The sequence below is a fragment of the Streptomyces alboflavus genome (assembly GCF_000716675.1).
Taxonomy (GTDB): domain Bacteria; phylum Actinomycetota; class Actinomycetes; order Streptomycetales; family Streptomycetaceae; genus Streptomyces; species Streptomyces alboflavus.
In genome coordinates, this window is the sequence record NZ_JNXT01000032.1 from 1 (window position 1) to 24,668 (window position 24,668).

Here is a 24,668-nt window from a genome sequence, read left to right on the forward strand (position 1 = left end):
GGTCGTGGAATTCCGGAGCTTGAATGTCCGCCAGTGGGACGCGCTGGTAAGGGCCTGGACCGACGCGAACGACGAGGCGCTCGACGACGCCTGGGTGGAAAAGATCGTGGACCTGGGCAGCCAATGGGGGCAGTACGAGTACGTCACCAATGTGGGATTCGCCGCCTGAGAAAAGCGACGGTGATGTCGAAACTCGACGTGAGCGTCAGCGGCGCGCACGCCGCCCGGTGCGGCGAGAACGAGCGTGCCCGGAGCCTGACGCCGTCCCGCGCGCGCTCACGCCCTTGGCAGCGGCCTGCGTGATGTTGCGGGCCATGCCGCCGAAAACGACAGCGTGGAACGGCGCGACCGACCACCAATAGGCATGGCCCAACAGACCTCGCGGATGGAACAGAGCGCGCTGCCGATAACAGGTACGGCCCTCGTCATCCGTCTCCGCGTACATCTCCAACCAGGCGAGCCCCGGCAGCCGCATCTCCGCCCGCAGCCGCAACAACCGACCCGGCTCGACCTCCTCCACCCGCCAGAAATCCAACGAATCACCGACCCGCAGCCGTTCCGCGTCACGCCGACCGCGACGCAGCCCCACACCACCGACGAACCGGTCCAGCCAGCCCCGTACCGCCCAGGCGATCGGGAGCGAATACCAGCCGTTGTCACCCCCGACGCCTTCGATCACCCTCCACAGCGCCTGCCGGGACACATCGACCGGCAACCGCCGCTCGTCCTCATACAGACTGCCACCCGCCCAATCGGGATCCGTGGGCAGCGGATCGCTCGGCGCCCCCGGCACCGATGCGGACGACCAGCGCGTCGCGACCTGCGCCTCCCGCACCCTGCGCAACGCAAGGGCCAGCGCCTCGTCGAACGGCAGCGGACGGCCCGGCAGATCCGGCACGTACTGCGCGATGTCGTGCTCGTGGCAGACGACCTCATGGCGCAGCGACTCCGTGAGCGGCCGGGCGATCGAAGCGGGCACCGGAGTGACGAGCCCCACCCAGTGGCTGGAGAGCCCCGGAGTGAGGACAGGCACCGGCACGATGAGCCGTCGGCGCAACCCGGCGACCCTCGCGTACGCCCGCATCATCTCCCGGTACGTGAGCACATCAGGGCCCCCGATGTCGAACGCCCGGTCCACATCGGCCGGCATGACGGCCGATCCGACGAGATAGCGGAGCACATCACGGACCCCGATCGGCTGCGTACGCGTGCGCACCCACGAGGGTGTGACCATGACCGGCAACCGTTCGGTCAGATAGCGCAGCATCTCGAACGAAGCCGACCCCGAACCGATGACGACCGCGGCCCGCAGCACAGTGGCCGGGACGGGCCCGTCCAGAAAGATCCGCCCGACCTCGGCGCGCGAACGCAGGTGCGGGGACAGCTCCGCCTCGCGGACACCCCGGGGCGTGAGACCACCCAGATAGACGATGCGCCGCACACCGGCAGCGTGCGCCTGCTCGGCGAAGACGCGGGCCGCCCGGCGGTCGGTCTCCTCGAACCCGGAGCCGGAACCCAGCGCGTGCACCAGGTAGTACGCAACATCGACCCCGCGCATCGCCTCCGCGACGGCAAGGGCGTCCATGACGTCGCCCTCGGCCACCTCGGCGTCCCCGGCCCACGGATGGTCGCGGAGCTTGGCAGGCGACCGCGCCAGGCACCGCACCGCATGGCCCGCCTCCAGAAGCTCCGGCACCAGCCGCCCGCCGACGTAACCAGACGCTCCGGTGACCAGGCAGCGCAGGCGCTCCCCGTCCCGCTGTCCCTCCGTGCCCATGACCGCTCCTCCGCGCACTTGCTCCGACACCTACGTCACGACCACGGGAACAGGCCGACGAGACCGACCACGTGAAGCACGCGCCGTCCGGCCCGGCAGCAGGCGCCCCATACGGTCTGCGAGGACGATGCCACGGATGCGGCACCCGGCCGGGCACACCCGCGCCGCGACACCTCGAATGGCCCGGCGCGACGAGCGGACATCGGCCGGACCATTCATCAGGAGCACCCGTCGGCGTTACGCGAGTGCTCGGTGTCAGCTCTTCGGCATCAGGACCGTGTCGATGATGTAGACGTTCGCGTTCGCGGTCTTGACGTTGCCGCAGACCACGTCGGCCGAGTCGTTCACCTTGTACGACGTTCCGGAACCGGACGTCGTGAGCCTGGACTTCTCCAGCGTCTCGTAGGAGCCGCTCTCCAGGTCACCGGGGGCGAGCTTCTTGCCGACCACGTGGTAGGTGAGGATCTTCGTGAGCTGCGCCTTGTCGGCGAGCACCTTGTCGAGGTCCGCCTTGGGGATCTTCGCGAACGCGTCGTTGGTCGGCGCGAACACGGTGACGTCCTCGGCGTTGTTGAGCGTGTCCACCAGGCCGGCCTTCTTGACGGCGGTGACCAGCGTGGACAGGGCCGGGTTGTTCGAGGCCGCAGTCGCGACGGGGTCCTTGGCCATGCCGGCGAAGGAGCCCTTGCCGTCCTTGGGCACGGAGGCGCAGCCCGGACCGAACGGCTCCGCCATGCCGCCCATGTCGTCGGACGGGCTCTTCGGGGCCTTCTCCTCGGCGGCCGACGACCCCGACGAGTCGGACGAGGCGCTGTCCTTGCTGTCGTCCGAACAGGCCGTCAGACCCAGCGGCAGCAACGCGACGGAGGCGACGGCGAGAGCGGCACGGCGCACACGACGGGATGTGGTGTTCATGGATTTACTCCTCGGGGGACGGCCGCGACACAGTGCCGCAGCGGGAAGGTCAGGAAGGTCATGGGCGTACGGGGCTGAGACCTCGCGCACGCGTCCGAGCGGGGAGAGGGCGTCAGTCGACGGTGACCACCACCGAGTGCCGGCCGCTCGCCCCGTCGGGGATCGTGCGGGTGCGCCGCGCGGTCTGGACCGCGCCCGTGCGGTCGGTCGCCCGCACGGTGAGGGTGTGGCCGCCGGGGGTGGCCCGCCAGGGATACGACCACTGGCGCCAGGTGTCCCGGGTGTCCTCGGCGGCCAGGTCGGCCGACCGCCAGGGACCGTCGTCGACGCGCACCTCGACCTTGTCGATGCCGCGGTGCTGCGCCCAGGCCACCCCGGCGACCATCACCGTGCCCGCCTTCGGCCTGGCGAACGGCTTGGGGGTGTCGATACGGGACTGGGTCTTGACCGGCGCCCTGCGGGCCCAGTCGCGCTTCACCCAGTACGGGTCGTAGGCGTCGAACGTCGTCAGCTCGATGTCCTCGATCCACTTGCAGGCGGACACATAGCCGTACAGACCCGGCACCAGCATGCGGACCGGGAACCCGTGCGTGAACGGCAGCGGCCGCCCGTTCATCCCGAGCGCGAGCATCGCGTCGCGGCCGTCCATCACGTCGTCCACGGGTGTGCCGATGGTCATGCCGTCCACGGACCGGGCCACCAACTGGTCCGCGGGGCCTCCACGGGAAGGGGGCACGACCCCGCACTCGGTGAGCAGGTCCGCCAACCGCACCCCGAGCCAGCGGGCGTTGCCCACGTAAGGCCCGCCGACCTCGTTCGACACACAGGTCAGCGTGATGTCGCGCTCGATCAGCTCGCGCCCCAGCAGGTCCGCGAAGGACAGCCTGCTCGCGCGCGTGACACCCTCGCCGTGGATCCGCAGACTCCAGGTGTCGGCGTTCACCTTGGGTACGACCAGGGCGGTGTCCACCCGGTAGAAGTCCTTGTTGGACGTGATGAAGGAGCTGACTCCCGGCACGCGCACCTGCGCGCCGCCGGGCACGGCGCGGGCGGGCGAGGCCGGTGCAGGCAGTTCGACGGCTTCGCGGGAGGCGACGGCCTCCTTGCCCTGCGAGGCGTTGAGCGACCTCCCCAGGGCGCCGACCCCCGCGGAGGCGGCCGCCGCGACCGCGGCCGCGACGACGAAACCACGCCGGTTCCACTCGGCAGGCGCGCGCCGGTCCGCACCCGACACGTCCCCGGACGCAGGCGGCGCATCGGCTCGGTCCACGTCGGAGGCCGAGGCGGTGGCCAAACGGCCGCTGAGCCCGTACAACAGGCCCGCACCGACGACCGAGCCCGCCAACGACGGGAAGGCGTCACGGAACCCGGTCGCGTCGGGCCGACCGGTCGCCGCCAGCGCGCCGATCACACCGAAGAGCAGCACCCCGGCCGCCCCGACGAGGCGTCGCCGCAGGGCGACCAGGCCGAGCACCAGGGCCAGCAGAGCGAGCACGGCGAGAATGCCGAGCTGCAGGACGAGTTTGTCGTTGGTGCCGAACTCCCGGATGGCCCAGTCCTTCACCGGCGCGGGCGTGCGGTCGATCGCTGCCCCGCCGACCGCCACCACGGGGCCCGCCTCCGGCCGCACCGCGGCGGACACCAGCTCGGCGACGGCGAGTGCGGCGAACCCGGCCAGCAGTCCGCTCGTCGCACCTGCAAGGACCCGCCACCAGTCCGGCCGCCGTAGCCGCGCTCTTCGCTCTGTTCTCACGTGGGGTATCCGGTGCCGTCGGGCTCAAGGATTGGTCGATCCCTCGAAAGCGTGAGACCGGATGCGGCAGTTGACCCAAGGGCCGGGAGGGCGGGCTTCGCCGACGCGAAGCCCGGGAACTCCGCGGGCGGTTCAGGTGGGGAAGTCCATGAGCGCCACGGGCTCGCTGGTGGGCTGGTCCGAGCCTCCGGCCGGCTCCACCGTGAGCCCCATGCCGGTGGCCCGGCCGACGGGGCCGTCCATCAGCATCGCCTGCGTGCCCTGGCCGGGGCCGATGAGCCCTGCCCCGCGCATCGACCCGTCGTCGTTGAACCAGAGTTGGTAGACCTTGCCCGGCGGGGGCTCGGGCAGGTCCGCGGCGATGAACGCGGCCCGGTCGCGGCTGGCCGACACGACGACGGTGCCGCTGGCTCCGTCGGCGAACCTGCCGCTGCGTGACTTGGCGTCCGGGGCGCCGAGCACCGCGGCGAGTTCCCGTGACTGCTCCCGGGCTCGTTCCTCGGCCTGGCGGGCCTGATCGCGTGCGTCCCGGGCCTGCTGGTGCTGCCAGAGGGCGGCGCCGCCGAAGGCAGCGGCCGCGGCGACGCAGGCGGCGAGCGCCCACCGGGAGACGCGGCGGGCGCGAAGCGGTGTGCGGCGGGGGCCCGGGTCCGGTTCGGCGCGGGGGACGTCCTGGCGCACGGTGGCGATGCGACGGAGCACATCGTCGCGCATCCCCCGGCGAGGGGCGGTGGCCACCGCGAGGCCGAGGCGCGCGGCGGTCTCGGCGAGCTCGCGCACCTCCTGAGCGCACACCTCGCAGCGGGCCAGATGGTCCTCGACCTGCGCGCGTTCCTCGTCCTCCAGCGCGTGTGCGACATAGGCGCCGGTCAGCGTGTGCGGGTCGTCGGCGGACGTCATGTGCTCACCCCCAGGCAGTCGCGCAGGCGGATGAGCCCGTCGCGCAGGCGAGTCTTCACGGTGCCCAGGGGCAGGGCGAGGAGTTCGGCCACCTGTCGATAGGTGAGACCGCGGTAGTACGCCAGGGTCACGGACTGCCGCTGCAGTTCGGTCAGGGTGCGCAGGCACCGACGTACCTGCTCGCGTTCCAGGCGCGTCTCCACCTGCTCGCTGACCTCGTCGAACTCCGGGGTGTGTGCCAGGAGAGCGGCCTTGTGCTCGCGGGCGGCGGAGGCCTCCACGGAGCGCACGCGGTCCACCGCGCGGCGGTGGGCGAGGGTGAGGATCCAGTTCATGGCCGTGCCGAGGTCCGGGCGATAGCGGGGCGCGGTGCGCCAGACCTCCACCAGGACGTCCTGGGTGACCTCCTCGGACTGGGCGTGATCGCGCAGCACACCGCGTACGACGCCCAGGACGGGGCCCGCCACGGCGTCGTAGACACCCGCGAACGCCTCCTGCTCGCCGCGGGCCACCCGGGCGACGAGGTCTTGGAGATCCGGCCCCGGTCTCGACCGGGTTCCGATGTGCACGACTTCTTTCACGCGTGATCCTCCAGCACGAGTCGCCTTGTACCGATGATCCGTAGCCGAGGACGCTTCAGATTGGTCCGGCCCGCGCCCTGCCGCGGGCTTCACACATTCGCCACAGGCCGCCACGGCCGAGGGGCACCTGCCGCACGCAGTGCGTCGTGCGGCAGGTGCCTGGCGGAGGGGGCCGACGGGCGGGTCCGGGCGGAGGAGTCAGGGCGTCTCACATTCCACCGGGAGCGCTCAGATCGCCGACCGCGTCCGCGTGCGCGGGATCCCTCACGAACCCGACACAGGTGATCCGTGGCAGAGCGGGTGGTGGATTGGCCCGCACTTCTGTGGATCGGCCCTCACATCTTCGGCATCAGGACCGAGTCGATGAGGTACACCGTGGCGTTGGCGGTCTTGACGTCGCCGCACACGACCTTCGCGGTGTCGTTCACCTTGTACGACTCGCCGGAGCCCGAGGTCGTGAGGTCGCTGCCCGCCAGCGTCTTGTACGTGCCGTCGGAGAGCTTGTCGGGTGCGATCTTCTCGCCCACCACGTGGTACGTGAGGATCTTGGTGAGCTGCTTCTTGTCGGCGAGGACCTTGTCGAGGTCGGCCTTGGGAATCTTGGCGAAGGCGTCGTTCGTCGGCGCGAACACGGTCAGCTTCTCGGCGTTGTTGAGGGTGTCGACGAGCCCGGCCTTCTTGACGGCCGAGACCAGGGTCGACAGCTCCGGGTTGTTCGAGGCGGCGGTGGCGACGGGATCGTCGGCCATTCCGCTGAAGCTGCCCGCGCCGTCCTCGGGGACGGCCGAACAGCCCGGGCCGAACGGCTCCGACATGTCGTCGGCGTGGGCCATGGGCGCGAGCAGACCAAGCGAGAGAGGCAGGGCGAGCGCGGCCAGGGCCGAGACCGTGACGCGGCTGGTGCGGCGGACACTCATGATCGGTTCCTCCTCGGTGGAGGGAGACCCGGGAGTGGCACCCGGGGGAGGGGCGGCCGGGTGGCTGACCGCCGCGGCGGGCGCGGGGCGTCGATTGCGGTGCGGGGAGCACCGAACCGTCGGCGTCCGTCACATGGGTAATCCGGAGCCACAGGCGGTGCGGATTGCTGGCGCTTGTCCTCCCTGTGCGGGCTGTAATCCCGCGCATTCCGCACAGGGAGGGCCTCCCGCGTCAGGATTCACCTTCTGGTCCTGACGCTCAGGGTCGCCGCCGGGGGACCTCCCGGTGGCGACTGCAGACCGCGCGGCGGATCCCCGGCCGGCGGCTGATACGGCAACGGCCGTGCCTGTGTGGACAGTTCTCAGCAGGGTACGCGCGCATCAGCGAGACTCGCCTTGGAGGGAGTAAGACCGGTCTGTCTCCTACCGCATGCCTCACGTTGGCAGCGGCGAGTGCCGCCGTACAGCCCTATTCTGGACAGGCGATGCAGACAGAACTCCCGCCCCGTGAGCGGATCTTGGACGCGGCCTACGAGCTCTTCTCGCAACGGGGCATCCGCGATGTCGGAGTCGAAGAGGTCATGGTCCGCTCCCGGGTGGCCAAGGCCACGCTCTACCGGCATTTCCCGTCGAAGGACGCCCTGGTGCTCGCCTTCCTCGCCCGCCGGGAGCAGCGATGGACCCTGGGGATGGTGGAGGCCGGCGCCCGTGATCGTGGCCGTACCCCGGAGGAGCGGCTGCTCGCCCTCTTCGACGTGTTCGACGAGTGGTTCCACCGGGACGATTTCGACGGCTGTTCGTTCGTCAACGTCCTGCTGGAAATGCGGTGGGGTCACCCGCTGGGGCGGGCGAGTATCCAGTACCTGGAGAACATCCGGGCCATCGTGCGTTCCATGGCCGAGGAGGCGGGACTGCGCGACACGGACTCCTTCGCCCGCTCGTGGCACATCCTGATGAAAGGCTCGATCATCTCGGCCGCAGAAGGCGATGCCGACGCGGCCCGCCGGGCCCAGGCGATGGCCCGCGCCCTGATCGAGCAGCACCGCCGGCCGCAGAGCTAGGCGCGGGCCTTCGGCCTGCGGCGGGCCGGTTCGTATGCGGCGCAGTCGGGGTTGTGGCAAGGGCCTGGGCCCCAGAGCGGGACGAAGACCCCGAGGGTCTTGTGCCGCTTGATTTCCGTGGAAACGGGGTGCTTGCAGGCCGGGCAGGTGCTTTCGGCCTGCTTTCGGGTCTCACGCATTTTGCCGGTCATGCTTCTACGCTAAACGCGAGAAAGGTTTTGGGGAAGCTTTTACCTCTACTTTGTTTTTTCATTGTAGAAGTGTACGAATTCGATGGCGTCATGGGAGACGTCATTGGAAGCGGGTGCTTCAGGGCTCACCGGCAGGCCGCCGGATGCTCAGGACCACGGACACCGTGAGGACAAGGACGATCACCGCCAGGCTCACGGGGGAGGGGATCTCGGGCACGGATTCGCTGATCAGCTTGTGGCACGCCTGGAGGACGAGCTTGACGCCGATGAAGCCGAGGATGATCGCGAGCCCTTTGCTCAGGTAGTGGAAGCGGTCCAGCAGGCCCGAGAGCATGAAGTACAGGGCACGCAGGCCGAGGATGGCGAAGGCGTTGCTGGTGTACACGATGAAGGCGTCATCGCTGACGGCGAGCACGGCCGGCACGCTGTCCACTGCGAAGATCAGGTCGGCGGCCTCGATCGCGGCGACGACGGCGAGCAGCGGCGTCGCGACGTGCTTGCCCGCTTCCTTGACGAAGAACTTCGTACCCGCGTACGTGTCACGCACGGGGACGATCTTGCGCAGCAGCCGCACGGCGAAGCTCTTGCCCGGGTCGAAGCTCTCCTCCTCACCCTTGAGGATCTTGTAGACGCTGTAGAAGAGGATGGCGGCGAAGACGAACAGGACGGCGGTGAAGCGGCTGACCACCGCGACACCGGCCGCGAGGAAGATGCCGCGGAACACGAGGGCGCCGATGACGCCGAAGAACAGCACGCGGTGCTGATAGGCCCGGGGCACCTTGAAGTACGCGAAGATCAGGGCGAAGACGAAGAGGTTGTCGACCGAGAGGCTCTTCTCGAGGAGCCACGCGGTGGTGTACTCCGTGCCCGCCGTTCCGCCCAGGACGAGGAAGACCACCACGCCGAAGGTCAGGGCGAGCCCCACCCACAGGCCGCTCCACGCGGCCGCTTCCTTGAAGCCGATGACGTGAGCGCTGCGGTGGGCCAGCAGATCTATCGCCAGCGACACGACGACGGTCGCGGCGAACACTCCCCACAGCCAGATCGGCACAGCAAGCATGCGGGCCTCGCAATGAGCACCTGGAACGGGCCCCTACACCGAGTCTGCCGTACGAGGGTGGCGGCAGCACGCTCGAACGGCTCCTGCGGCTGTGGTGGTGGCGGTGGTCTGCTTGACGGTGCGGTTCACCGCGGTCTCGGCCCCCCGAATTCCGTTGCCGTTTCCGTGGTCACGGTGACGGGGAGTTGAGGGCCGTTGGCCGGCCGTCGAACACAGGCAGGCCGGCCACGACCTCGTCACCGGAAGAGTCCGAAGTCGGCTGGAAGCCCAGGGAGTCGTAGAGGCTCGCGGCCACGGCGTTGTCCGGGTGATACGAGAGGCGCAGCTCTCGGCAGCCCTCGCGTTCGGCCAACCACGCCATGAGGGTGCGCACCGCCGCGCGCCCGACCCCCTTGCCCTGCTCGGGGCCGTCGATCAACATCCCCCCGAGCCAGTACGAGCCGTCGTCGTCACGCCCCCACATGAGGTGACCCACCACCGTGTCGTCGGCGCAGACCGCCATGGAGTGCCAGACGCCCTCCCGCGACGACAGCAGCAAGTAGCGGGCCGCCAATGCGGGCACGTACGGGCGCTGGTCGTCCAGCGGTGCGACGTCCGCGACGGCACGCCAGTTCTCGTCGTCGACTTCACGCAGGACGACATGCCGACCCGCTCTGTCGGAAAGCTCAAGAGTGATCATGGCGATGAGGCTACGAACCAGCCACGCGATCCGCGAACCATTTGACCGCATGCCCCACCAGCACAGACTCCGCCAACGGCGCCCGCAGGCCATCAATTCCCGCGTGCGGAGCTGGCTCGGTGCTCGCCGCGCCCACAGTCGTCTCACCACGAGCGGACCCGCTCCACCTCGCTTGCGTCACGCGGCGAGCGCCGCTCGTTCCCCCAACTGCCCGGCCGCCGTGTGCCAGGCGGCTGTCACCGCGGCGTGGGCCTGCTCCGTCGGCGCGGTGCCGTCCCCGGTCAGCTCGAGCGGGCGCCCCACGTGTACGTGCAGCCCGGGCCGGCGCAGCGGTGCCGTGAGCAGGCCGGTGAGCTGTTTGGACACGCTGCCCGATGTGATCCGGCGCGCCCCGGCCTGTCCGAGGGGCACCACCGGCGCCCCCGTTCGCCGGGCGAGTCGGGACAAGCCGCTGCGGAAGGTGCCGGGTGCCGCTTCCGCGGCGTCCAGGCGGCGGGGGAGACCGCCCTCGGCGTAGATCAACACCAGGTGGCCTTGCCGGAGGGCCTCGGCGGCGGCGTCCAGGGCGTGCGCCGCGCGCCGGTCCCGGCGGTGGACGGGGATGTGGCCGTCGCGGGCGAGCGCGCGACCGAGCAGGGGGACGCGCCAGAGCCCGGCTGCCGCCATGACGACCGGCCGGGCCCCGAGGCGGTGCAGCGCGGCGAGCACGACGACGGGGTCGGCCAGTGATGTGTGATTGGCGACGACGATGCTGCCGGGGGCGAGTTCGGCGCCCGCGTCAGCGGTGATCGTGAGGCGGCCGACGGCGGGCGTCAGCGCGTCGGCGAGGCGGCTGAGCATGTTCGGTCTCCCGAGCTCGACGAGATGGATCTTCATCGTCGGCCGTCGAGGGCTGCCCGGGCGTGAGTAGGGGCACTCATGTTCGCGCCGTCCCGTACCCAGGAGCGGGCCGCGCGCCATAGCGACCGCGCGGATTCCGCAGAGCCCGCCCCCCTGCCCCACCAGCGCCTTGGAGCCGTACTCGTCGTCAGCCCAGCGCTGACGCCAGGGCCGTGTGGGAGAGCGCGCGGGCGACTTCGGCGGTGGACGAGCCGGTCTCGACCGGGGTGTAGCCGTCGCGCAGGGACGCGTCCTGGTCCTTCAGTCCATTGCCGGTGAGGGTGATGACGATCGTCTGGCCCGGGGTGAGCAGGCCGCGGTCGTGCCGGTCGAGGAGCCCGGCGACGCCCGCCGCCGATGCCGGTTCGACGAACACGCCGTCGGTGCGGGCCAGGAGCCGGTAGGCGTCGAAGATCTGCTCGTCGGTGACGGCGCCGATCAAGCCGTCGGACTCGTCGCGGGCGTCGACGGCGCCCTGCCAGGTCGCGGGATTGCCGACACGGATCGCGCTCGCCGCGGTCTGCGGCTCGGCGACGGGCTCCCCGTGTACGAGCGGGGCTGCTCCGGCGGCCTGGAAGCCCCACATCCGCGGCAGTCGGCCAAGGCGCCCAGAGGTGTGGAAGGTCCGGTATCCGCGCCAGGTCGCCGTGATGTTGCCGCCGTTGCCGACCGGCAGGCAGTGGATGTCGGGCGCGGCGCCGAGCGCGTCCACGGTCTCGTAGGCGACGGTCTGCTGACCGGACAGGCGCAGCTCGTTGCCGACGCTGTTGACGAGGGCGACCGGGTGGTGGTCGGCCAGGTCGCGGGCGATGCGCAGGCAGTCGTCGAACGTGCCGGCCACCTCGACGATCCGTGCGCCGTAGCGGACCGCCTGGCCCAGCTTGCCCAGTGCGACGCGGCCGACGGGGACCAGGACGGCGGAGGTGATGCCCGCCCGTGCCGCGTAGGCGGCGGCCGAGGCGCTGGTGTTGCCGGTGGAGGCGCAGAGGACGAGTTCCGCGCCGTCTTCGGCGGCCTTGCTGATCGCCACGGTCATCCCGCGGTCCTTGAAGGAGCCCGTGGGGTTGGCTCCCTCGACCTTGAGCCGGACGTCGCAGCCGGTGAGGTCCGACAGATGACGGGAGCGAAGGAGCGGGGTGTTGCCCTCGTTGAGGGAGACGGACGGAGTGCGGTCGGTGACCCGCAGCCAGCGCCGGTACTCGCTGTCGATCAGCCCTTGCCAGGTTTCCATGACCGGGAACGTAACATCTGTTTCACCTGATGCGTCAAGCCGCTTCTCATGTAACATCTGATGTCATGGATTCCGTGGTGTCCCGCATCGAAGCCGCCTACCCCAAGCTCCCTCCGGGCGAGCGCGCGGTCGCCCGGATCGTCCTCGACGACTACCCCTTCGCGGCCCTCGACTCGCTGCGCACACTCGCCGATCGGGCCGGGGTGAGCCCGCCGACCGCGTCCCGGCTGGTCGACCGGCTCGGCTTCGGCTCCTTCACCGAGTTCCAGGACACCGTCCGCGCGGGCGCGCAGGACCGGTCACGGCTGCGCGCGTTCGCAGCCCAGGCCTTGGACCCCGGCAGCGCGGCACGCGAGCTGCAGGACGGCCTGTCCAGCGCATTGGCCGCGGTGAACCCACCCCTGCTGGACTCGGCAGCCGACACCCTCGCGACAGCGCGGTCCGTCTGGGCGCTGGGCGGCCCCCTGAGCGAACTGGCCGCCGACTACCTGGTCCGGCAGCTGGGGGCGCTGCGGCCAGGAGCCCGACTTGTCCCGGGCCCCGCGCACGAACGAGCCCGAACGCTGCTCGACGTGACGTCCCAGGACCTCGTGGTCGCCTACGACTTCCGCCGGTACTCGGACCGGACGGCCGCCTTCGTCCGGGCGGCACGCGAACGCGGTGGACGGCTGCTGCTCGTCACGGACGCCTGGCAGTCCCCCCTGGCCGAGCACGCCCAGACCCTCATCCCCCTGCCTCGCGAGGCCGCCGGCCCCATCGCCCCGCTGACCCATCAGATCGCCGTGACCGAACTGCTCCTCGTGGCGACGGCGTCCCGTCTCGACGCCACGGCTCGCCTCGCCGAGCTGGACACGCTCACCGCCTCGCTCCAACAGGACGAGCCGTAAGCCCCGTCGGCCACCCCGGGCTGAAGCGAGCCGCCGTGCCCGACGTCATCGGAAGAGGTCGTTGACGGCCGGATAGCCCATGCGGACCGGCACACCGGGGGAGTACAGCACGCTCATGGGAGGTCCGGCACACGCCGATAGTCCTGCAGCAGACACCAGATCATCGTCGCAACGCAGAAGTTCAGCCCTGTGCAGTGGCCAACGCGGGTGACTGTTGGGCAGGTAGACCGACCGGCCGGAGAACGAATTGTGGATTCCCCAACGGGCGGTGAGGAAGTGTTCGAGGGGAGTCGGCTCCTCTATCCGCTCGCCAATCCGGACCTTGAGCCGACAGCCCGCTCCCCGAGGTCCCGGCCAGCGGCGACTGCTCGTATAAGTGATGGTGTCACGGTCGCGGTGAATCGCCATCCTCGCCCAGACGTAGGGGAGTTGAAAGGCGGCTCGGGCGATGGTCACCGGAAGCAGCCTGGCCGCCTCCAGCGAACGGAAGACGACGCCCCGCCGCCCCTCCCGGTCCACCGAATAGAGCCGCACATTCACTTCCGGGAAGGTTCCGAAGTACGGTATCCCTGGCGCCCTGAACCAGCCCACCCGGTGCATCCGGAATGCCACAAGGCCGACGTAAGTCAGCCCTTCGTATGTGTCCGGCACGGTTTCCACGGGCAGGAGCGGTGCCACGTCCGCAGGGTCGACAGCCCAGTGCAGAAAAGACAGGTCGAGCCAGGACTGGGTCAGCAACGTACTCGGCACCGTGCGTACCGGATCAGCAGTTACCGGTTCCGGCGAAGCAGCGAAACGCAACATCGGTGTACTTTCGCACAGCGGATGTCCAGGAAGCTGCCGAGGTGTTCAACACCACAGGAGCGAGTTCAACACCACCGGAGCGACGGGGAATTCGTCTCCAGCGCACATCCTGGCGTCCAACGCCAAGCAGCTGGCACGCGGTGCTATCCCCACGCACACGGCGTCCCGGAAGACTCGGGGCACAGTCTCGGCTGAGCGCTCGTTCGATGATCCGTCACCGAACGCGGTCGTGGTCGGTCCGCTCACGCGTCTTGAGCGGAAGGCCAGAGTGCCCCGGGGGCGCGAAGCGAGTGGCTCTGTCGGGAGCTTCCGGTGTTGACCACACCACCCGTGATGAGACAGGGGGAACACGTTGCGAAATCTCAAGATCGTTTCGTTGGCGGCATCTGCTGTGCTGCTCGGGGGCGGCATGACCGCCACCGCCGCGGCAGCAGCACCGGCCGAGGCGTCGGAGTCACCCATCAGTACAGCGCGGGCCTGTACGCAGAACGCGCCGCGCTTCACCAGCTGGCCGGGGAGCGGCGTCAACGACCCCGCGTTCTGGCCCGCCAGGGGGACCTACGCGACGACCACCACCAGGTGCAACGACATCAACGTGAAGCTGTCCAGCCGCCGCGAGGTGAGGACCTGCTTCAAGAGGGGAACGGGCTGGAGCTGCAACGGCTGGCAGTGGCTGCCCGCCAACCGCTGGGACGAGGCTGCCACGGACGTGCTTGACGGCACGAAGTTCTTCCTGCAGTTCAAGGGGACAGCACGCGCCTCGGGCCTGATCGACTACTGAGAACTCACGGCGCAGGGAGGGGCGGAGGCGTCCGGTCGCAGGCCGTGCCTTCAGGCCCAGTGCGCCGCGCAGTGCCCGCACGCCTCCGTGTCCGCAGGGGCACGGAGGCGTCCGGAGTGCGGTCGGCTCCCACAGTGACGCGCACAGCGTGTGTGCCTGTCGGTTACTGCTGAGCGCCGGGCCCCGCGCGCAGCGAGGCGTGCCGGTACTCGGTCGGGGTGGTGTCGTAGGCGGTACGGAAGGCGCGGGTGAAGTCGGCAGGGCGGGTGAAGCCCCAGCGGGCCGCTATGGCGTGGACGGGCCGTGCGGCCAGGTTCGGGTCGGCCAGGTCGCGGCGGGTGCGTTCGAGGCGTTGCCTCCTGATGTAGGAGGCGACGGTGGTTCCGTGGGCGTGACGATGGAAGAGGCGGTGCAGGCTGCGCAGCGAGAGGTGATGTGCGGCGGCGACGCTGCCGGGCGTCAGCTCGGCGCTGTGGAGGTGCCTGCGGATGAAGTCCTGGATCTGCAGGACCTGCACACGTTGGCCCGTCTCGCCCGCCGCCCCGTCTTCGGCTTCGATGACGTGGCAGAGCCATGCGGTGATCAGATCGGTGAGGACGTGGCCGAGACGTCCGGCGTCGGTGGGCCGGTGGGGGCCGGAGTCGGTGGCCGCGGTGGTGAGGAAGTTCGCGAGCAGCCGTCCCACCCCCTGTTGCCCGGGGACCCGGGAAGCCAGCAGGCGGTCCAGGCGGTCCGATGGCAGCGGCACCCGGGCCCGCGGGATCTGCGCCACCACGGAAGCCGCCGGGCCGCGCCGGACGTCGACCGCGCCTTCGTAGGGATGCGAGGTCGAGTACAGCACCAGGTCGCCGGCCCGGCAGGCCGCCTCGCAACGCTCCTGGAGGATCCCCTGCTGGCCCCGCACGATGAGCCCCACCGCGTACATCTCGGGGTCGGACCGCCGGATCAGCTGTCGTGTACGACGCATCTTCAGCGACGCGTACGTCATGGCCGTCACCTGGACCGCGCCCATCTCCGCAGCGCGTAACGACGCATGGAAGTCCGATGGGCGCTCGATGCTGAACTCGTTGGGGATCAGCGCGCTCGCCGTCACGGCGCGCCAGGCCTCGACGCGCTCCTCCGCAGGATGACCTTGGCTGTCGAACACGTGCAGCAGCATCACTCTCGTCCCCCCGTCTGCTCTGTACGGTCGAACCAACTCTTCCCGCGCGTGCCCGCGGGTGAGAAGAGGCCCCCTGGCCAGATTCGCCGGTGGCGAGTCGCGTCGGGACGGGGATCGTGCAGCAGAGGTGTCCGCTACAGGCTCTTGCCGGCTTGAGCCTTGGCGATGCGGTCGGCAAGGAGGGCGGACAGGCGGTGGATGCGGGTTCTCCGCTGCTCGGTCGGGTTGTTCGTGGTGTCCGTACCGTCCTGGTCGATGCCCTGGCTCTCATCGCCCCTCGGCTCCAGCTCCACCTTTCTGGACCCGGGATCGGCCTCCTCGGTGTCCTGCACGATGTCGACGTACGCCTTATGGGTCCGGAAGGACCTGGCGGACCGTGTCGGCCGTGGGCGGGAGGCCGGCCGCACGGTCGCCGGGGCGCGTTCACCGCCCGCCGCTTTCTATGATCACTGTGCGGGGAACCTGAAGCTGACCACCTTCGGAGGCGAACGAGCATGTCGGAACAGCGTGTTGTCCTGGTGACGGGCGGCGGAACGGGAATCGGGGCCGCCACCGCCCGGCTGCTGCGCTCGGAAGGGCACCAGGTCGTGATCTCCGGGCGGCGATCCGAGCCACTGCGCCGGGTGGCCGAGGAGACCGGAGCGCTGGCCCACCCTTCCGACACCGGGGACCCCGAGGCCGTGCGTGAGCTCGTCGAGGCGACGGTGACGGCCTACGGAAGGCTCGACGGCCTGGTGCTCAACGCCGGAATCGGGCGGGGCGGCGCGGTCGGCGACACCGACGTCGAGGACTGGGACGCGCTGATCCGCACCAACCTCACCGGCCCGTTCCTGCTGCTGCGTGCCGCGCTGCCGCATCTCCTGGAGGTCCGCGGCGCCGTGGTCGCGGTCGCCTCGGTCGCGGCGCTCCGCAACAGCGTCGGCAACGCCGCCTACGCGACGTCCAAGGCGGCCCTGCTCCACCTCTGCGGCTCCCTCGCTGTCGACTACGGGCCGCAAGGGCTGCGGGCCAACACAGTGTGCCCGGGCTGGGTGCGTACGGAGATGGCCGACCAGCGGATGGCGCGGTTCGCGGCGGAGGCGGGGCTCGCGGGCGGCGCCGAGGCGGCGTACGAGGAGGCGAACCGGCTGAACCCTGCCCGGCGGCCGGGTGATCCGGCGGAGGTCGCCGGAGCGATCGACTGGCTCCTTTCGCCCGCCGCGTCCTACGTCAACGGGGCCGTCCTGACCGTCGACGGCGGCGTGACCACGGTCGGTGTGGGCGGCGCCGCCTTCGACCACCGGATCGAGCCGCGCACCCCGCGTCGATAGCGGACTTCGCGCCCCGCACGAGTTGAGGCGAGACGACTCGTCTTGTTATGGTCGACGCATGGCTTTCCTTTTCTTCGTCTGAGTCCGGGCACGGCCCCTGTCGCCGTTTCCGCTGTCCGTGGACCCTTCGTATGCCCAGGGAAAGTCCTATGCGCGACCGCGCTCGCACCACCCTGCCCGCCACCGCCCCCGCCGTGGCGCAGCTGTCCGTCAAGTCCGTCACCAAGTCGTACGGCACCCGCGTCGTCCTCGACCAGGTCTCCTTCACCGTCCGGCCGGGCGAGAAGGCCGCCGTCATCGGTGAGAACGGCTCCGGCAAGTCCACCTTGCTGCGGCTGCTCGCCGCGGCCGAGACGCCGGACGCCGGGGAGGTCACCGTCGGCTTCCCCGGCGGCATCGGCCACCTCGCCCAGATCCTCGACCTCGACCCGGACCGCACCGTGCGGGACGCCGTCGACCTCGCCCTCGCCGAACTGCGCGACATGGAGCGCCGACTGCGCGCGTCGGAGCAGTGCCTCGGCGAGGCGTCGGAGGAGGAACTCGCCGCCTACGGCGAGCTGTTGACCGCGTACGAGGAACGCGGCGGATACGAGGCGGACGCCCGCGTGGACGCCGCCCTGCACGGGCTCGGCCTTGCCCGGATCACCCGGGACCGCCTGCTCGGCTCACTGTCCGGCGGCGAACAGTCGCGCCTCGCGCTCGCCTGCGTCCTGGCCGCCGCCCCCGAACTGCTCCTCCTGGACGAACCCACGAACCACCTCGACGCGGCGGCCGTGCGCTGGCTGGAGGAGCACCTGCGCGCACACCGCGGCACCGTCGTCGCGGTCACCCACGACCGCGGCTTCCTGGAACGCATCGCCACCACGATCCTCGAGGTCGACCGGGACGAGTGCGCCGTGCACCGGTACGGCGACGGCTGGGCCGGATACCGCGCCGCGAAGGCCGCCGCCCGGCGCGGAGCGGAGCAGCGGTACGCGGACTGGGTCGAGGAGGTGACCCGTACCGAGGCGGAGCTGGAGGCCGCGGGCAGGAGGCTCGCCACCACCGGCCGCGACCCGAAGCAGGGCTTCGGCAAGCACCGTCGCTCCAGCGAGGCGAAGCTCGGCGGGCAGGTGCGTGCGGTACGGGAGCGCCTGGACCGGCTGCGGCGCGACCCGGTGGCACCGCCCCCGGTACCGCTCCGGTTCACGACGGCGCTGCTGCCGGCAGCCGGTGGCCCGGTCCAGGGCACACTCGCCGAGCTCGACAACGTGCGGGTCGGGGAACGGCTCCGCCTGGACGGGCTGTTGGCGATCAAGCCGGGAGGGCGCCTCCTCGTCACGGGCGAGAACGGCGCGGGCAAGACGACGCTGCTTCGTGTCCTGGCGGGCGACCTGGATCCGGACGCGGGCACCGTGTGCCGCCCCGCCCGGATCGGCTACCTCGCCCAGGAACTGCCCGCGCGGCCCACGCACCTGCCGTTGCTCGCCGCGTTCGCCGCCGGGCAGCCCGGGCTGCCGGACGAGTACGCCGAACAGCTCCTGTCCCTGGGCCTGTTCCGCGAACACGACCTGCTCGTCCCGGTCACCGCCCTGTCCGTGGGACAGCGGCGGCGGCTGCAGATCGCGACCCTGGTGACCCGGCCCGCGGACCTCCTCGTCCTCGACGAGCCGACCAACCACATCGCACTCGACCTGGTCGAGGACCTGCAGGCGGCGCTCGCGGCGTACCCAGGGGCGGTCGTCGCGGTGTCGCACGATCGCGACTTCCGCGCGCGCTTCGAAGCCGAGCAGCTGGAACTGCGCGCCGGCCGCAGGCGCTGACTGGGCTGGGCCCGCCCCCCGACTCGCTCCGACTCGCTCCGAATCGCTTCGGAGTCCATCGACCCACTGGAACAAAGGACGATCCATGACCACCTTCCTGACGCCACAACAGCACGCCGACCGCACCTCCGCCGCCGTCGCGGCAGCCGTCGCCGCCGGGCGAGGGCTCGGCCTCAGCATCGCCGAGCCCACGGTGCTCCACGACGTCTTCTCGGTCGTCGTCCACCTGGCCCCCGCGCCGGTCGTGGCCCGGATTCCCACCGTCCTGCCCCGCCCGGTCGACCTCGCCGCGCTCGCGCACCGCCAGCAGGACGAGCTGGACGTCACACGGTGGCTGGCCGACCAGCAGATCCCCGTGATCGCGCCCAGCCCGCTCGTGCCGACCGAACCCGTGCAGCGCGACGGGTTCTCGATGACGTTCTGGCCGTTCGTGGAGGAGGTCCGGGACAAGGAACCCGACTACGTCGCGAACGCCGAGAGCGTCGCCGACCTGCACGCGGCCCTGCGCACGTACCCGGGCCGCCGTCTGGAGTTCCTGTCCGCGGCCGACCCACAGTTCATCGCGGACAGCCTCGCCAGGCTCGACCGGCACCCCGACCTGATCGGAGCGGCCGAGCTCGACCGGGCCCGCCGCGAATGGCACCTCCTCGAACCCCTCGTACGCACACGCGGCGCCTTCGAGGCCCGGTTCCCCGGCGTCGACGTCCAGCCCATCCACGGGGACTCCCCACCCGCGAACATCTTCCACGCGGTCGACGGCGACCTCTACGCCGACTTCGAACTGGTCACACTGGGGCCCGTCGAGTGGGACCTGGCGGCTCTCGGCCCCGAGCACGAAGCCGCCTACAACCGCGGCGCGCGACGCAACGGCACGAGGCCGCTCGACGAGGGGGTCCTCGCCTTCGTCAACGCCCTGGGCATGCTGCGGGTCGTCGCCACCCTCACGCTGGTCCCGCAACTGCCCGTACTGATGGAGTACCTCAAGCCCGCGGTCGACCACTGGCGGGCGACACCCTTCGCCGCGGGCATGAGCAACTGACTCCAACCGCCTCCCAGGGCGGCAGCCGTGCAGGCGCTATCGCCGGATCACGGACCGGATCCAGGAGAGCTGCTGGGAGACCTCCCCGGCCTCGGCGCCCTTCTCCCGGTCCGAGCCGTTGAAGACACCGATGAGCTTCTCGGTGCCCCGCGGGCCGACGGTCATCACGGGGCCGCCGGAGTCACCACCGGCGGGGATCCCGGACACCTTCTTCATGCAGAAGTCGGGACCGCCCGGTGCGGTGAGGCCCGCGCACCGGGGGTCGTTGGGCCGTACGACCTTCAGGTCCGACTGCTTGAGGACGTTGGACTGGCAGGAGCTCTCGTCCGTGGTGCAGGTGGCGCCCCATCCGTACTGCCGCACGGCCTGGCCGCGGTGGACGCCGACCTTGGACAGGCGTGCCGTGCGGACGTTCATCGGCGCGACCTTGATGAGCATCATGTCGGCGTGCGCGCTGCCCACACGCTTGTGGGGGATGGGGCGGACCGTCTTGCCCTTCCGCATGTCGAGATGGCCCACCCGGAAGGAGATCCGCTTGTCGGCGACCGGCCGCGCCTGCTCGTAGAAGCAGTGGGAGGCGGTGAGGATCCACTGGCGCGAGACCGCCGTCCCGGTGCACGCCGGTTTGCCGTCGACGAGCATCCGCACCGCCCACGGGCCGTAGGTGCTCTTCTTCCCGCCGATGACGGCGAAGGCCGGTGGCGATGTCATCACCGCGCCCGCGACCAGCGCCAGGGCGGTCAGCAGCAGGACACGAAGGCGACGGACCATGCAGAACAACTCCTCTTGAGGGGTACGGCTGTACGGATAGGGAGAGGTCCTGCTGGGCCATACCGTTCCACACGAGCCCTACGACATCAGGTCGGCAGAAGCACGGGAGGGAAGGTCGAGGACGCGGGCGAGGGCGGCCGTGACGGGAGCGCGGTGGCCCGGCAGGTGTCTGGAGGCCCAGTCGGCCGCCAGGGCGAGGAAGCCGGCCAGATCGCGTTCGACACCGGCGAGCAGGTCGCGGAGCTCGGTGATGGACAGCTCGATGACCGGACTGTCGCTCCGGTCGGCGTGGACGGTGAGCCGGACGGTGTCGTCGAAGCGCTCCGCGATCGGCGACGAGGGGTCGTGGCCGAATCCGAGCAGGCTGCCGCCGTCGAGGAACTGGTGCCAGTCGCGCCAGTCCTCCAGGCCGTCGCAGCAGCCAGGGAGGAAGGCCACGCCGGTGGAGTTGTCGGTGACCCGCAGGCCGCCGGCCGCGAAGAGGGGGTCGAAGGTCAGCAGTCCGTGGAGGAACGAGCCGAGTGCGTCGGCCGGGCGAGGTGGGTGCTCGCCGCCGGGGTCGACGTCGTTGCACAGGGCGATACGCATCACCGCCGACCCGACCTCCGCCGGTGAGAGTTCACCGCTGAGAGGCAGGAAGCCGAATGACTCGACCTCCGCGACAGGCCAGAGGTCGAAGCCGTCAGGTGTGCCCATCTCCAGGACGGGCTCCATCACGATCACCCGGCGAAGTGTCCCGCATCCCTTGCCCCTGCCGCCTCCCGATTGCGCTGAGCACGCTCACGCCTGTGGCGATCTTGTTCCTGGCAGACCGGTCGGCCGGCACGCGCGGAGGCGGCCTCGCTGCGGCACGAGGGGCTGCGCCAGGTGCGCGCCCCGACCGGCTGGAGCGATGACGCGCTGTCGGTCTACGGCGCGTTGGCGCTTGAACGGGGCCTCCGCTTCGAGGCTGTGTCTTCCTCGTCCAAGGGCGGCGGCTCGAAGCCGGAGGGCGGATCGGGCTCCGGTGACGCGAAGTCGGAGGCAGACGGCGAGAAGGCGGGTTCCGGCGGCGCCGCCAAGTCAGAGGCCGCGCCGAACGGTGGGACGAAGACCGGCGGCCAGGTCACGTTCTGCAGGACGGCGGACCTGGCCATCGACGCCGCGGACGCCGCGCCCGAAGAGACCTCCGGCAGGATCAACGTCACCATGGTCGACCGGGGTTCGACCACCTGCTCGGCCACGGGCTTCGCGGACGCCGACATCAAGGACGCCGACAACACCTCGAACCCCATCGAGCGGGTCCGGACCCAGCCGCGCGTCACCACGCTCAAGCCGACCCACACCACCGGCTAGAGGCCGTGCTCGCAGCCGACCTGGCGGCCGCCGACAGGCGCGCACCAAACTGAGAGCCGGGCTTGAGGCTGCCGCAGCGGAAGCCTCTACCGTCCTGAGCAGGGCCGGAGATTCCGGCCCGGTGAAGTACGCGTGCGGGAGGCGGCGATGGCCTGGCCGATCGCGGAGGTCGCCCGGATGTCGGGTGTGACCGCCCGGACTCTACGGCACTACGACGACGTCGGACTGCTGCCGCCGGCCTGGATCGGGGCCAACGGCCACCGCTACTACGAGGAGCGCCAACTGCTGCGGCTGCAGCAGGTTCTCGTGCTGCGGCAGCTGGGCCTGGGTCTGCCCGAGATCGGCCGGATCCTGGCCGCGCAGGTCGACGAGGTGGAGGCCCTGCGGGGTCATCACCGTCGGCTGCTCGCCGAGCGTGACCGGCTGGATGCCCTGGCCGCGACCGTCGCGCGCACGATCACCGAACTGGAGCAGTCCAGGAAGGACGGCACAGACATGATCAGCATCAGCCGGCCGGAGAACCTGTTCGAGGGCATCCGGTCCACCCAGTGCATGAAGGTCCTGACCGGGTTCCCGGAGCTGGTCGGGGCCGTCGAGCGGCACACCGCGGCGATGAGCGAGGTCGAGATCGAGGCCGACGAGCGCGAGCGCACGGCCCAGATGGTCCGACTGGCCGAGCTGATGGCCGCGGGCCTGCCCGCTGACGCCGACCCGGTGCAGGCCGAGATCGACGCCCAGTACCGGACGTTGGCCCAGAGCCGGGCGGCCACCGCCGAGGAGTACCTCGCGATCGGGCGTTGCTGTGTGGAGAACGAGCACTGGCGCGCGGCGTACGAGTCGATCGCGCCGGGCCTTGCCGCGTACCAGCGGGCCGCCATCGAGGCGTATGTCGCGACTCGGCTGCGCTGAGCCGGGACAGGGCCGCCGCCACGGGGGTGCGGCGGCCCTGTCGGGTGCTGCCGGTACGGATGCGGCCCAGCCGTCCGGTTTTACGCCGGGGTAGGCCACGTCGAGGTACGGGCGCCAGAGGGAGCGGCTGCCGAACGCGCCGTGTGCCTTGTGTGCCTTGCGTCCGGCCGGTTCTCCAGATCTTGTGGGGTTCGGCGGTCTGTGGATGTCGAGAACGGGTCGCCGGCTCCGTCCCAGGGGCACAGCGGCCACCACCGGCCGTACGAGGACGAAGGAGAAGCCAGCATGGCGATTCAGCGGATGGACAACGTGGGCATCGTCGTCGAGGACATGGACGCCGCCATCGCGTTCTTCGTGGAACTCGGAATGGAGCTCGAGGGCAGGGCGGTCGCCGAGGGACCCGTCGCCGACCAGTGCACCGGGCTCGACGGCGTCCGCTGCGACATCGCGATGGTGCGCACCCCGGACGGTCACAGCCGCCTCGAGCTGGCGAAGTACCACAGCCCCGCGGTGATCAGCGACGGGCCGCGCAACCGGCCGCACAACATCCTGGGCACGCACCGCGTCATGTTCGCCGTCGACGACCTCGAGGACACCGTGGCCCGCCTGCGCCCCCACGGCGCCGAACTCGTCGGCGAGATCGCCCGGTTCGAGGACAGCCACCTGCTCTGCTACGTCCGCGGTCCGGAGGGCATCATCGTCGGACTGGCCGAGCAACTGCGCTGAGCAGGGCGGACCGAACCGTGCCGTCGAGCGCGACCAGTCCCGCCGCCCCGCACCTCGACACCGGTACCGGGAGTCAGGCCGCGACGAGCACCTGCTCGCGGTCCGGCACCTTGACGTGGGGCGTCTTGTTCGGCAGCGAGAGCCGGAAGACCTTGCGCCACGCGGAGAACACCTGCTTGGGCAGCGGCCCGGTGACGTACTCCAGCTCGTACTTCTCGAACAGCGCGCGCACCTTCACCGCGACCTCGGCGTACCGGTTGCTCGGCAGGTCCGGGAACAGGTGGTGCTCGATCTGGTGCGACAGGTTGCCGGTCATGAAGTGCATGGCCTTGCTGCCGCTGATGTTCGCCGAGCCCATCATCTGGCGCAGGTACCACTGGCCGCGCGTCTCGCCCTCGATCGACCGGCGCTCGAAGACCTGCACGCCCTCCGGGAAGTGCCCGCACATGATCACCGAGTGGGACCAGACGTTGCGGACCAGATTCGCGGTGAACGTGGCGCCGAGCGTGCTGAGGAACGAGGGGCCCGAAAGGAGCGGGTGGATCACGTAGTCCTTGAGCACCTGCTTGCGGATCTTGCGGCCCACGGCCTTGGCCCGCTCGCGGAACTCCGGGTTCTTGCGGCGACGCTTGTGCAGGTTCTTGCCGAGCTCCAGGTCGTACGCCGCGATGCCGTACTCGAAGAAGCAGGCGTTGATGAAGTTCCACAGCGGCTGGCCGAGGTGGACCGGGTGCCACTTCTGGTCCTCGTCGACGCGCATGATGCCGTAGCCGAGGTCGTTGTCCTTGCCGATCACGTTGGTGTACGTGTGGTGCAGCTCGTTGTGCGAGTGCTTCCACTGGTCGGACGGCGAGACGTGATCCCACTCCCAGCTGGTGGAGTGGATCTTCGGGTCGCGCATCCAGTCCCACTGGCCGTGCAGGATGTTGTGACCGATCTCCATGTTGTCCATGATCTTCGCCACGGACAGACCCGCGGTGCCGAGCAGCCATGCGGGCGGGAAGGACGAGAACAGCAGCACGCCCCTGCTGGCCAGCTCGAGCTTGCGCTGTGCCGAGATGACCTTGCGGATGTACGCGGCGTCCTTCTCGCCGCGGTCGGCGATCACCTCGTCGCGGATCGCGTCCAGCTCGCGGCCAAGCTCCTCGATCTGCTCCGAGGTCAGGTGGGCGGTGGGGTCGATGGCGGTCAAGGTGTT

At 70.5% G+C, this 24,668-nt stretch carries 25 protein-coding genes and 1 pseudogene; 10 read left to right on the top strand and 16 right to left on the bottom strand.

All coding sequences use genetic code 11. From position 1 onward, the window contains the following. A pseudogene (locus tag OO63_RS46890) lies at window positions 1–169 on the top strand (transcriptional regulator); the annotation flags it as partial. 36 nt (window positions 170–205) lie between these two features. Here OO63_RS46890 and OO63_RS23425 read toward each other — a convergent pair. The 6 genes from OO63_RS23425 to OO63_RS23450 form a co-directional block, all read right to left on the bottom strand. Beyond that, window positions 206–1,777 (bottom strand): SDR family oxidoreductase, encoded by a 1,572-nt coding sequence (locus tag OO63_RS23425; protein ID WP_030361259.1) that lies wholly within the window; start codon window positions 1,775–1,777, stop codon window positions 206–208. Between the two features lie 255 nt (window positions 1,778–2,032). After that, window positions 2,033–2,692 (bottom strand): fasciclin domain-containing protein, encoded by a 660-nt coding sequence (locus tag OO63_RS23430; protein WP_030361260.1) that lies wholly within the window; start codon window positions 2,690–2,692, stop codon window positions 2,033–2,035. 112 nt (window positions 2,693–2,804) lie between these two features. Beyond that, on the bottom strand, window positions 2,805–4,445 hold the full coding sequence (locus tag OO63_RS23435) for a molybdopterin-dependent oxidoreductase (RefSeq protein ID WP_030361261.1): 1,641 nt from the start codon (window positions 4,443–4,445) through the stop codon (window positions 2,805–2,807). A 132-nt stretch (window positions 4,446–4,577) separates the two neighbouring features. Beyond that, the gene (locus OO63_RS23440) at window positions 4,578–5,345 is read right to left on the bottom strand and encodes an anti-sigma factor (protein ID WP_030361262.1); all 768 of its coding nucleotides are present in this window, start codon (window positions 5,343–5,345) and stop codon (window positions 4,578–4,580) included. After that, window positions 5,342–5,926 carry a sigma-70 family RNA polymerase sigma factor gene (locus OO63_RS23445; RefSeq protein WP_030361263.1) on the bottom strand — a complete coding sequence of 195 codons (585 nt, stop codon included), beginning with the start codon at window positions 5,924–5,926 and terminating at the stop codon, window positions 5,342–5,344. The genes OO63_RS23440 and OO63_RS23445 overlap by 4 nt, the downstream gene beginning before the upstream one ends. Window positions 5,927–6,261: 335 nt before the next feature. Then, window positions 6,262–6,843, bottom strand: coding sequence for a fasciclin domain-containing protein (locus tag OO63_RS23450; RefSeq protein ID WP_030361264.1), 582 nt, complete (start codon window positions 6,841–6,843; stop codon window positions 6,262–6,264). A gap of 518 nt (window positions 6,844–7,361) precedes the next feature. On the opposite strand from OO63_RS23450, the gene OO63_RS23455 reads away from it, so the two are divergent. After that, a complete protein-coding gene (locus OO63_RS23455; protein ID WP_234311338.1) occupies window positions 7,362–7,904 on the top strand; it encodes a TetR/AcrR family transcriptional regulator in 543 nt (180 codons plus the stop codon). Window positions 7,905–8,213: 309 nt separating this feature from the next. Here the strand turns inward: OO63_RS23455 and OO63_RS23460 are convergent, their stop codons facing one another. The 4 genes from OO63_RS23460 to thrC all read right to left on the bottom strand — a co-directional run bounded on the left by OO63_RS23460 (window position 8,214) and on the right by thrC (window position 11,944). Next, window positions 8,214–9,155: a TerC family protein gene (locus OO63_RS23460; RefSeq protein WP_033264380.1), complete on the bottom strand. Its 942-nt coding sequence runs from the start codon at window positions 9,153–9,155 to the stop codon at window positions 8,214–8,216. Between the two features lie 169 nt (window positions 9,156–9,324). Continuing rightward, entirely contained in the window at window positions 9,325–9,834 is a 510-nt protein-coding gene (locus tag OO63_RS23465) for a GNAT family N-acetyltransferase (RefSeq protein ID WP_030361267.1), read from the bottom strand. A gap of 177 nt (window positions 9,835–10,011) precedes the next feature. Beyond that, complete coding sequence (locus OO63_RS23470; RefSeq protein ID WP_030361268.1) at window positions 10,012–10,674, bottom strand: lysophospholipid acyltransferase family protein; 663 nt, start codon at window positions 10,672–10,674, stop codon at window positions 10,012–10,014. 187 nt (window positions 10,675–10,861) lie between these two features. Continuing rightward, window positions 10,862–11,944 (bottom strand): threonine synthase, encoded by a 1,083-nt coding sequence (gene thrC, locus OO63_RS23475; protein ID WP_051811114.1) that lies wholly within the window; start codon window positions 11,942–11,944, stop codon window positions 10,862–10,864. A gap of 65 nt (window positions 11,945–12,009) precedes the next feature. Here thrC and OO63_RS23480 point away from each other — a divergent pair, with 65 nt between their 5' ends. Further along, window positions 12,010–12,831 (top strand): MurR/RpiR family transcriptional regulator, encoded by an 822-nt coding sequence (locus tag OO63_RS23480; RefSeq protein ID WP_051834896.1) that lies wholly within the window; start codon window positions 12,010–12,012, stop codon window positions 12,829–12,831. Window positions 12,832–12,876: 45 nt separating this feature from the next. On the opposite strand, the gene OO63_RS23485 is transcribed toward OO63_RS23480, so the two are convergent. Then, the gene (locus OO63_RS23485) at window positions 12,877–13,635 is read right to left on the bottom strand and encodes a YqjF family protein (protein WP_030361271.1); all 759 of its coding nucleotides are present in this window, start codon (window positions 13,633–13,635) and stop codon (window positions 12,877–12,879) included. A 376-nt stretch (window positions 13,636–14,011) separates the two neighbouring features. On the opposite strand from OO63_RS23485, the gene OO63_RS23490 reads away from it, so the two are divergent. Beyond that, on the top strand, window positions 14,012–14,416 hold the full coding sequence (locus tag OO63_RS23490) for a hypothetical protein (protein ID WP_030361272.1): 405 nt from the start codon (window positions 14,012–14,014) through the stop codon (window positions 14,414–14,416). A 163-nt stretch (window positions 14,417–14,579) separates the two neighbouring features. Here OO63_RS23490 and OO63_RS23495 read toward each other — a convergent pair whose 3' ends face one another. Beyond that, a complete protein-coding gene (locus tag OO63_RS23495) occupies window positions 14,580–15,575 on the bottom strand; it encodes an AraC-like ligand-binding domain-containing protein (protein WP_030361273.1) in 996 nt (331 codons plus the stop codon). Window positions 15,576–15,712: 137 nt separating this feature from the next. Then, on the bottom strand, window positions 15,713–15,910 hold the full coding sequence (locus OO63_RS23500) for a hypothetical protein (RefSeq protein WP_157854036.1): 198 nt from the start codon (window positions 15,908–15,910) through the stop codon (window positions 15,713–15,715). A gap of 162 nt (window positions 15,911–16,072) precedes the next feature. Between OO63_RS23500 and OO63_RS23505 the strand changes: the two genes are divergently transcribed. The 3 genes from OO63_RS23505 (at window position 16,073) to OO63_RS23515 (ending at window position 19,729) form a co-directional block, all read left to right on the top strand. Further along, complete coding sequence (locus tag OO63_RS23505; RefSeq protein ID WP_030361275.1) at window positions 16,073–16,888, top strand: SDR family NAD(P)-dependent oxidoreductase; 816 nt, start codon at window positions 16,073–16,075, stop codon at window positions 16,886–16,888. Window positions 16,889–17,037: 149 nt separating this feature from the next. Next, on the top strand, window positions 17,038–18,690 hold the full coding sequence (abc-f, locus tag OO63_RS23510; RefSeq protein WP_030361276.1) for a ribosomal protection-like ABC-F family protein: 1,653 nt from the start codon (window positions 17,038–17,040) through the stop codon (window positions 18,688–18,690). 85 nt (window positions 18,691–18,775) lie between these two features. Next, window positions 18,776–19,729, top strand: a complete 954-nt coding sequence (locus OO63_RS23515) for a protein kinase family protein (protein ID WP_030361277.1) — start codon at window positions 18,776–18,778, stop codon at window positions 19,727–19,729. Between the two features lie 36 nt (window positions 19,730–19,765). Here the strand turns inward: OO63_RS23515 and OO63_RS23520 are convergent, their stop codons facing one another. Then, window positions 19,766–20,500, bottom strand: coding sequence for a S1 family peptidase (locus tag OO63_RS23520; RefSeq protein ID WP_030361278.1), 735 nt, complete (start codon window positions 20,498–20,500; stop codon window positions 19,766–19,768). Window positions 20,501–20,578: 78 nt separating this feature from the next. Next, the gene (locus OO63_RS23525; protein WP_030361279.1) at window positions 20,579–21,214 is read right to left on the bottom strand and encodes a hypothetical protein; all 636 of its coding nucleotides are present in this window, start codon (window positions 21,212–21,214) and stop codon (window positions 20,579–20,581) included. A gap of 153 nt (window positions 21,215–21,367) precedes the next feature. Here OO63_RS23525 and OO63_RS23530 point away from each other — a divergent pair, with 153 nt between their 5' ends. The 3 genes from OO63_RS23530 (at window position 21,368) to OO63_RS23540 (ending at window position 23,470) form a co-directional block, all read left to right on the top strand. Next, window positions 21,368–21,835 (top strand): DUF4232 domain-containing protein, encoded by a 468-nt coding sequence (locus OO63_RS23530; RefSeq protein WP_051811116.1) that lies wholly within the window; start codon window positions 21,368–21,370, stop codon window positions 21,833–21,835. 147 nt (window positions 21,836–21,982) lie between these two features. Next, window positions 21,983–22,744: a MerR family transcriptional regulator gene (locus tag OO63_RS23535; RefSeq protein ID WP_030361281.1), complete on the top strand. Its 762-nt coding sequence runs from the start codon at window positions 21,983–21,985 to the stop codon at window positions 22,742–22,744. Window positions 22,745–23,029: 285 nt separating this feature from the next. Continuing rightward, window positions 23,030–23,470, top strand: a complete 441-nt coding sequence (locus OO63_RS23540) for a VOC family protein (protein WP_030361282.1) — start codon at window positions 23,030–23,032, stop codon at window positions 23,468–23,470. Window positions 23,471–23,543: 73 nt separating this feature from the next. Here the strand turns inward: OO63_RS23540 and OO63_RS23545 are convergent, their stop codons facing one another. Then, window positions 23,544–24,662 (bottom strand): fatty acid desaturase family protein, encoded by a 1,119-nt coding sequence (locus OO63_RS23545; protein ID WP_030361283.1) that lies wholly within the window; start codon window positions 24,660–24,662, stop codon window positions 23,544–23,546. Window positions 24,663–24,668: the final 6 nt, after the last annotated feature.

Excerpts from the sequence above, each read along its gene's own strand:
- OO63_RS23535 (WP_030361281.1), top strand. The coding sequence starts at position 21,983 with ATGGCCTGGCCGATCGCGGAGGTCGCCCGGATGTCGGGTGTGACCGCC.
- OO63_RS23540 (WP_030361282.1), top strand. The coding sequence starts at position 23,030 with ATGGCGATTCAGCGGATGGACAACGTGGGCATCGTCGTCGAGGACATG.
- OO63_RS23450 (WP_030361264.1), bottom strand. The coding sequence starts at position 6,843 with ATGAGTGTCCGCCGCACCAGCCGCGTCACGGTCTCGGCCCTGGCCGCG.
- OO63_RS23430 (WP_030361260.1), bottom strand. The coding sequence starts at position 2,692 with ATGAACACCACATCCCGTCGTGTGCGCCGTGCCGCTCTCGCCGTCGCC.
- OO63_RS23485 (WP_030361271.1), bottom strand. The coding sequence starts at position 13,635 with ATGTTGCGTTTCGCTGCTTCGCCGGAACCGGTAACTGCTGATCCGGTA.
- OO63_RS23515 (WP_030361277.1), top strand. The coding sequence starts at position 18,776 with ATGACCACCTTCCTGACGCCACAACAGCACGCCGACCGCACCTCCGCC.
- OO63_RS23495 (WP_030361273.1), bottom strand. The coding sequence starts at position 15,575 with ATGCTGCTGCACGTGTTCGACAGCCAAGGTCATCCTGCGGAGGAGCGC.
- OO63_RS23465 (WP_030361267.1), bottom strand. The coding sequence starts at position 9,834 with ATGATCACTCTTGAGCTTTCCGACAGAGCGGGTCGGCATGTCGTCCTG.
- OO63_RS23525 (WP_030361279.1), bottom strand. The coding sequence starts at position 21,214 with ATGGAGCCCGTCCTGGAGATGGGCACACCTGACGGCTTCGACCTCTGG.
- thrC (WP_051811114.1), bottom strand. The coding sequence starts at position 11,944 with ATGGAAACCTGGCAAGGGCTGATCGACAGCGAGTACCGGCGCTGGCTG.
- OO63_RS23460 (WP_033264380.1), bottom strand. The coding sequence starts at position 9,155 with ATGCTTGCTGTGCCGATCTGGCTGTGGGGAGTGTTCGCCGCGACCGTC.
- OO63_RS23505 (WP_030361275.1), top strand. The coding sequence starts at position 16,073 with ATGTCGGAACAGCGTGTTGTCCTGGTGACGGGCGGCGGAACGGGAATC.
- OO63_RS23520 (WP_030361278.1), bottom strand. The coding sequence starts at position 20,500 with ATGGTCCGTCGCCTTCGTGTCCTGCTGCTGACCGCCCTGGCGCTGGTC.
- OO63_RS23470 (WP_030361268.1), bottom strand. The coding sequence starts at position 10,674 with ATGCTCAGCCGCCTCGCCGACGCGCTGACGCCCGCCGTCGGCCGCCTC.
- OO63_RS23440 (WP_030361262.1), bottom strand. The coding sequence starts at position 5,345 with ATGACGTCCGCCGACGACCCGCACACGCTGACCGGCGCCTATGTCGCA.
- OO63_RS23425 (WP_030361259.1), bottom strand. The coding sequence starts at position 1,777 with ATGGGCACGGAGGGACAGCGGGACGGGGAGCGCCTGCGCTGCCTGGTC.
- abc-f (WP_030361276.1), top strand. The coding sequence starts at position 17,038 with ATGCGCGACCGCGCTCGCACCACCCTGCCCGCCACCGCCCCCGCCGTG.
- OO63_RS23480 (WP_051834896.1), top strand. The coding sequence starts at position 12,010 with ATGGATTCCGTGGTGTCCCGCATCGAAGCCGCCTACCCCAAGCTCCCT.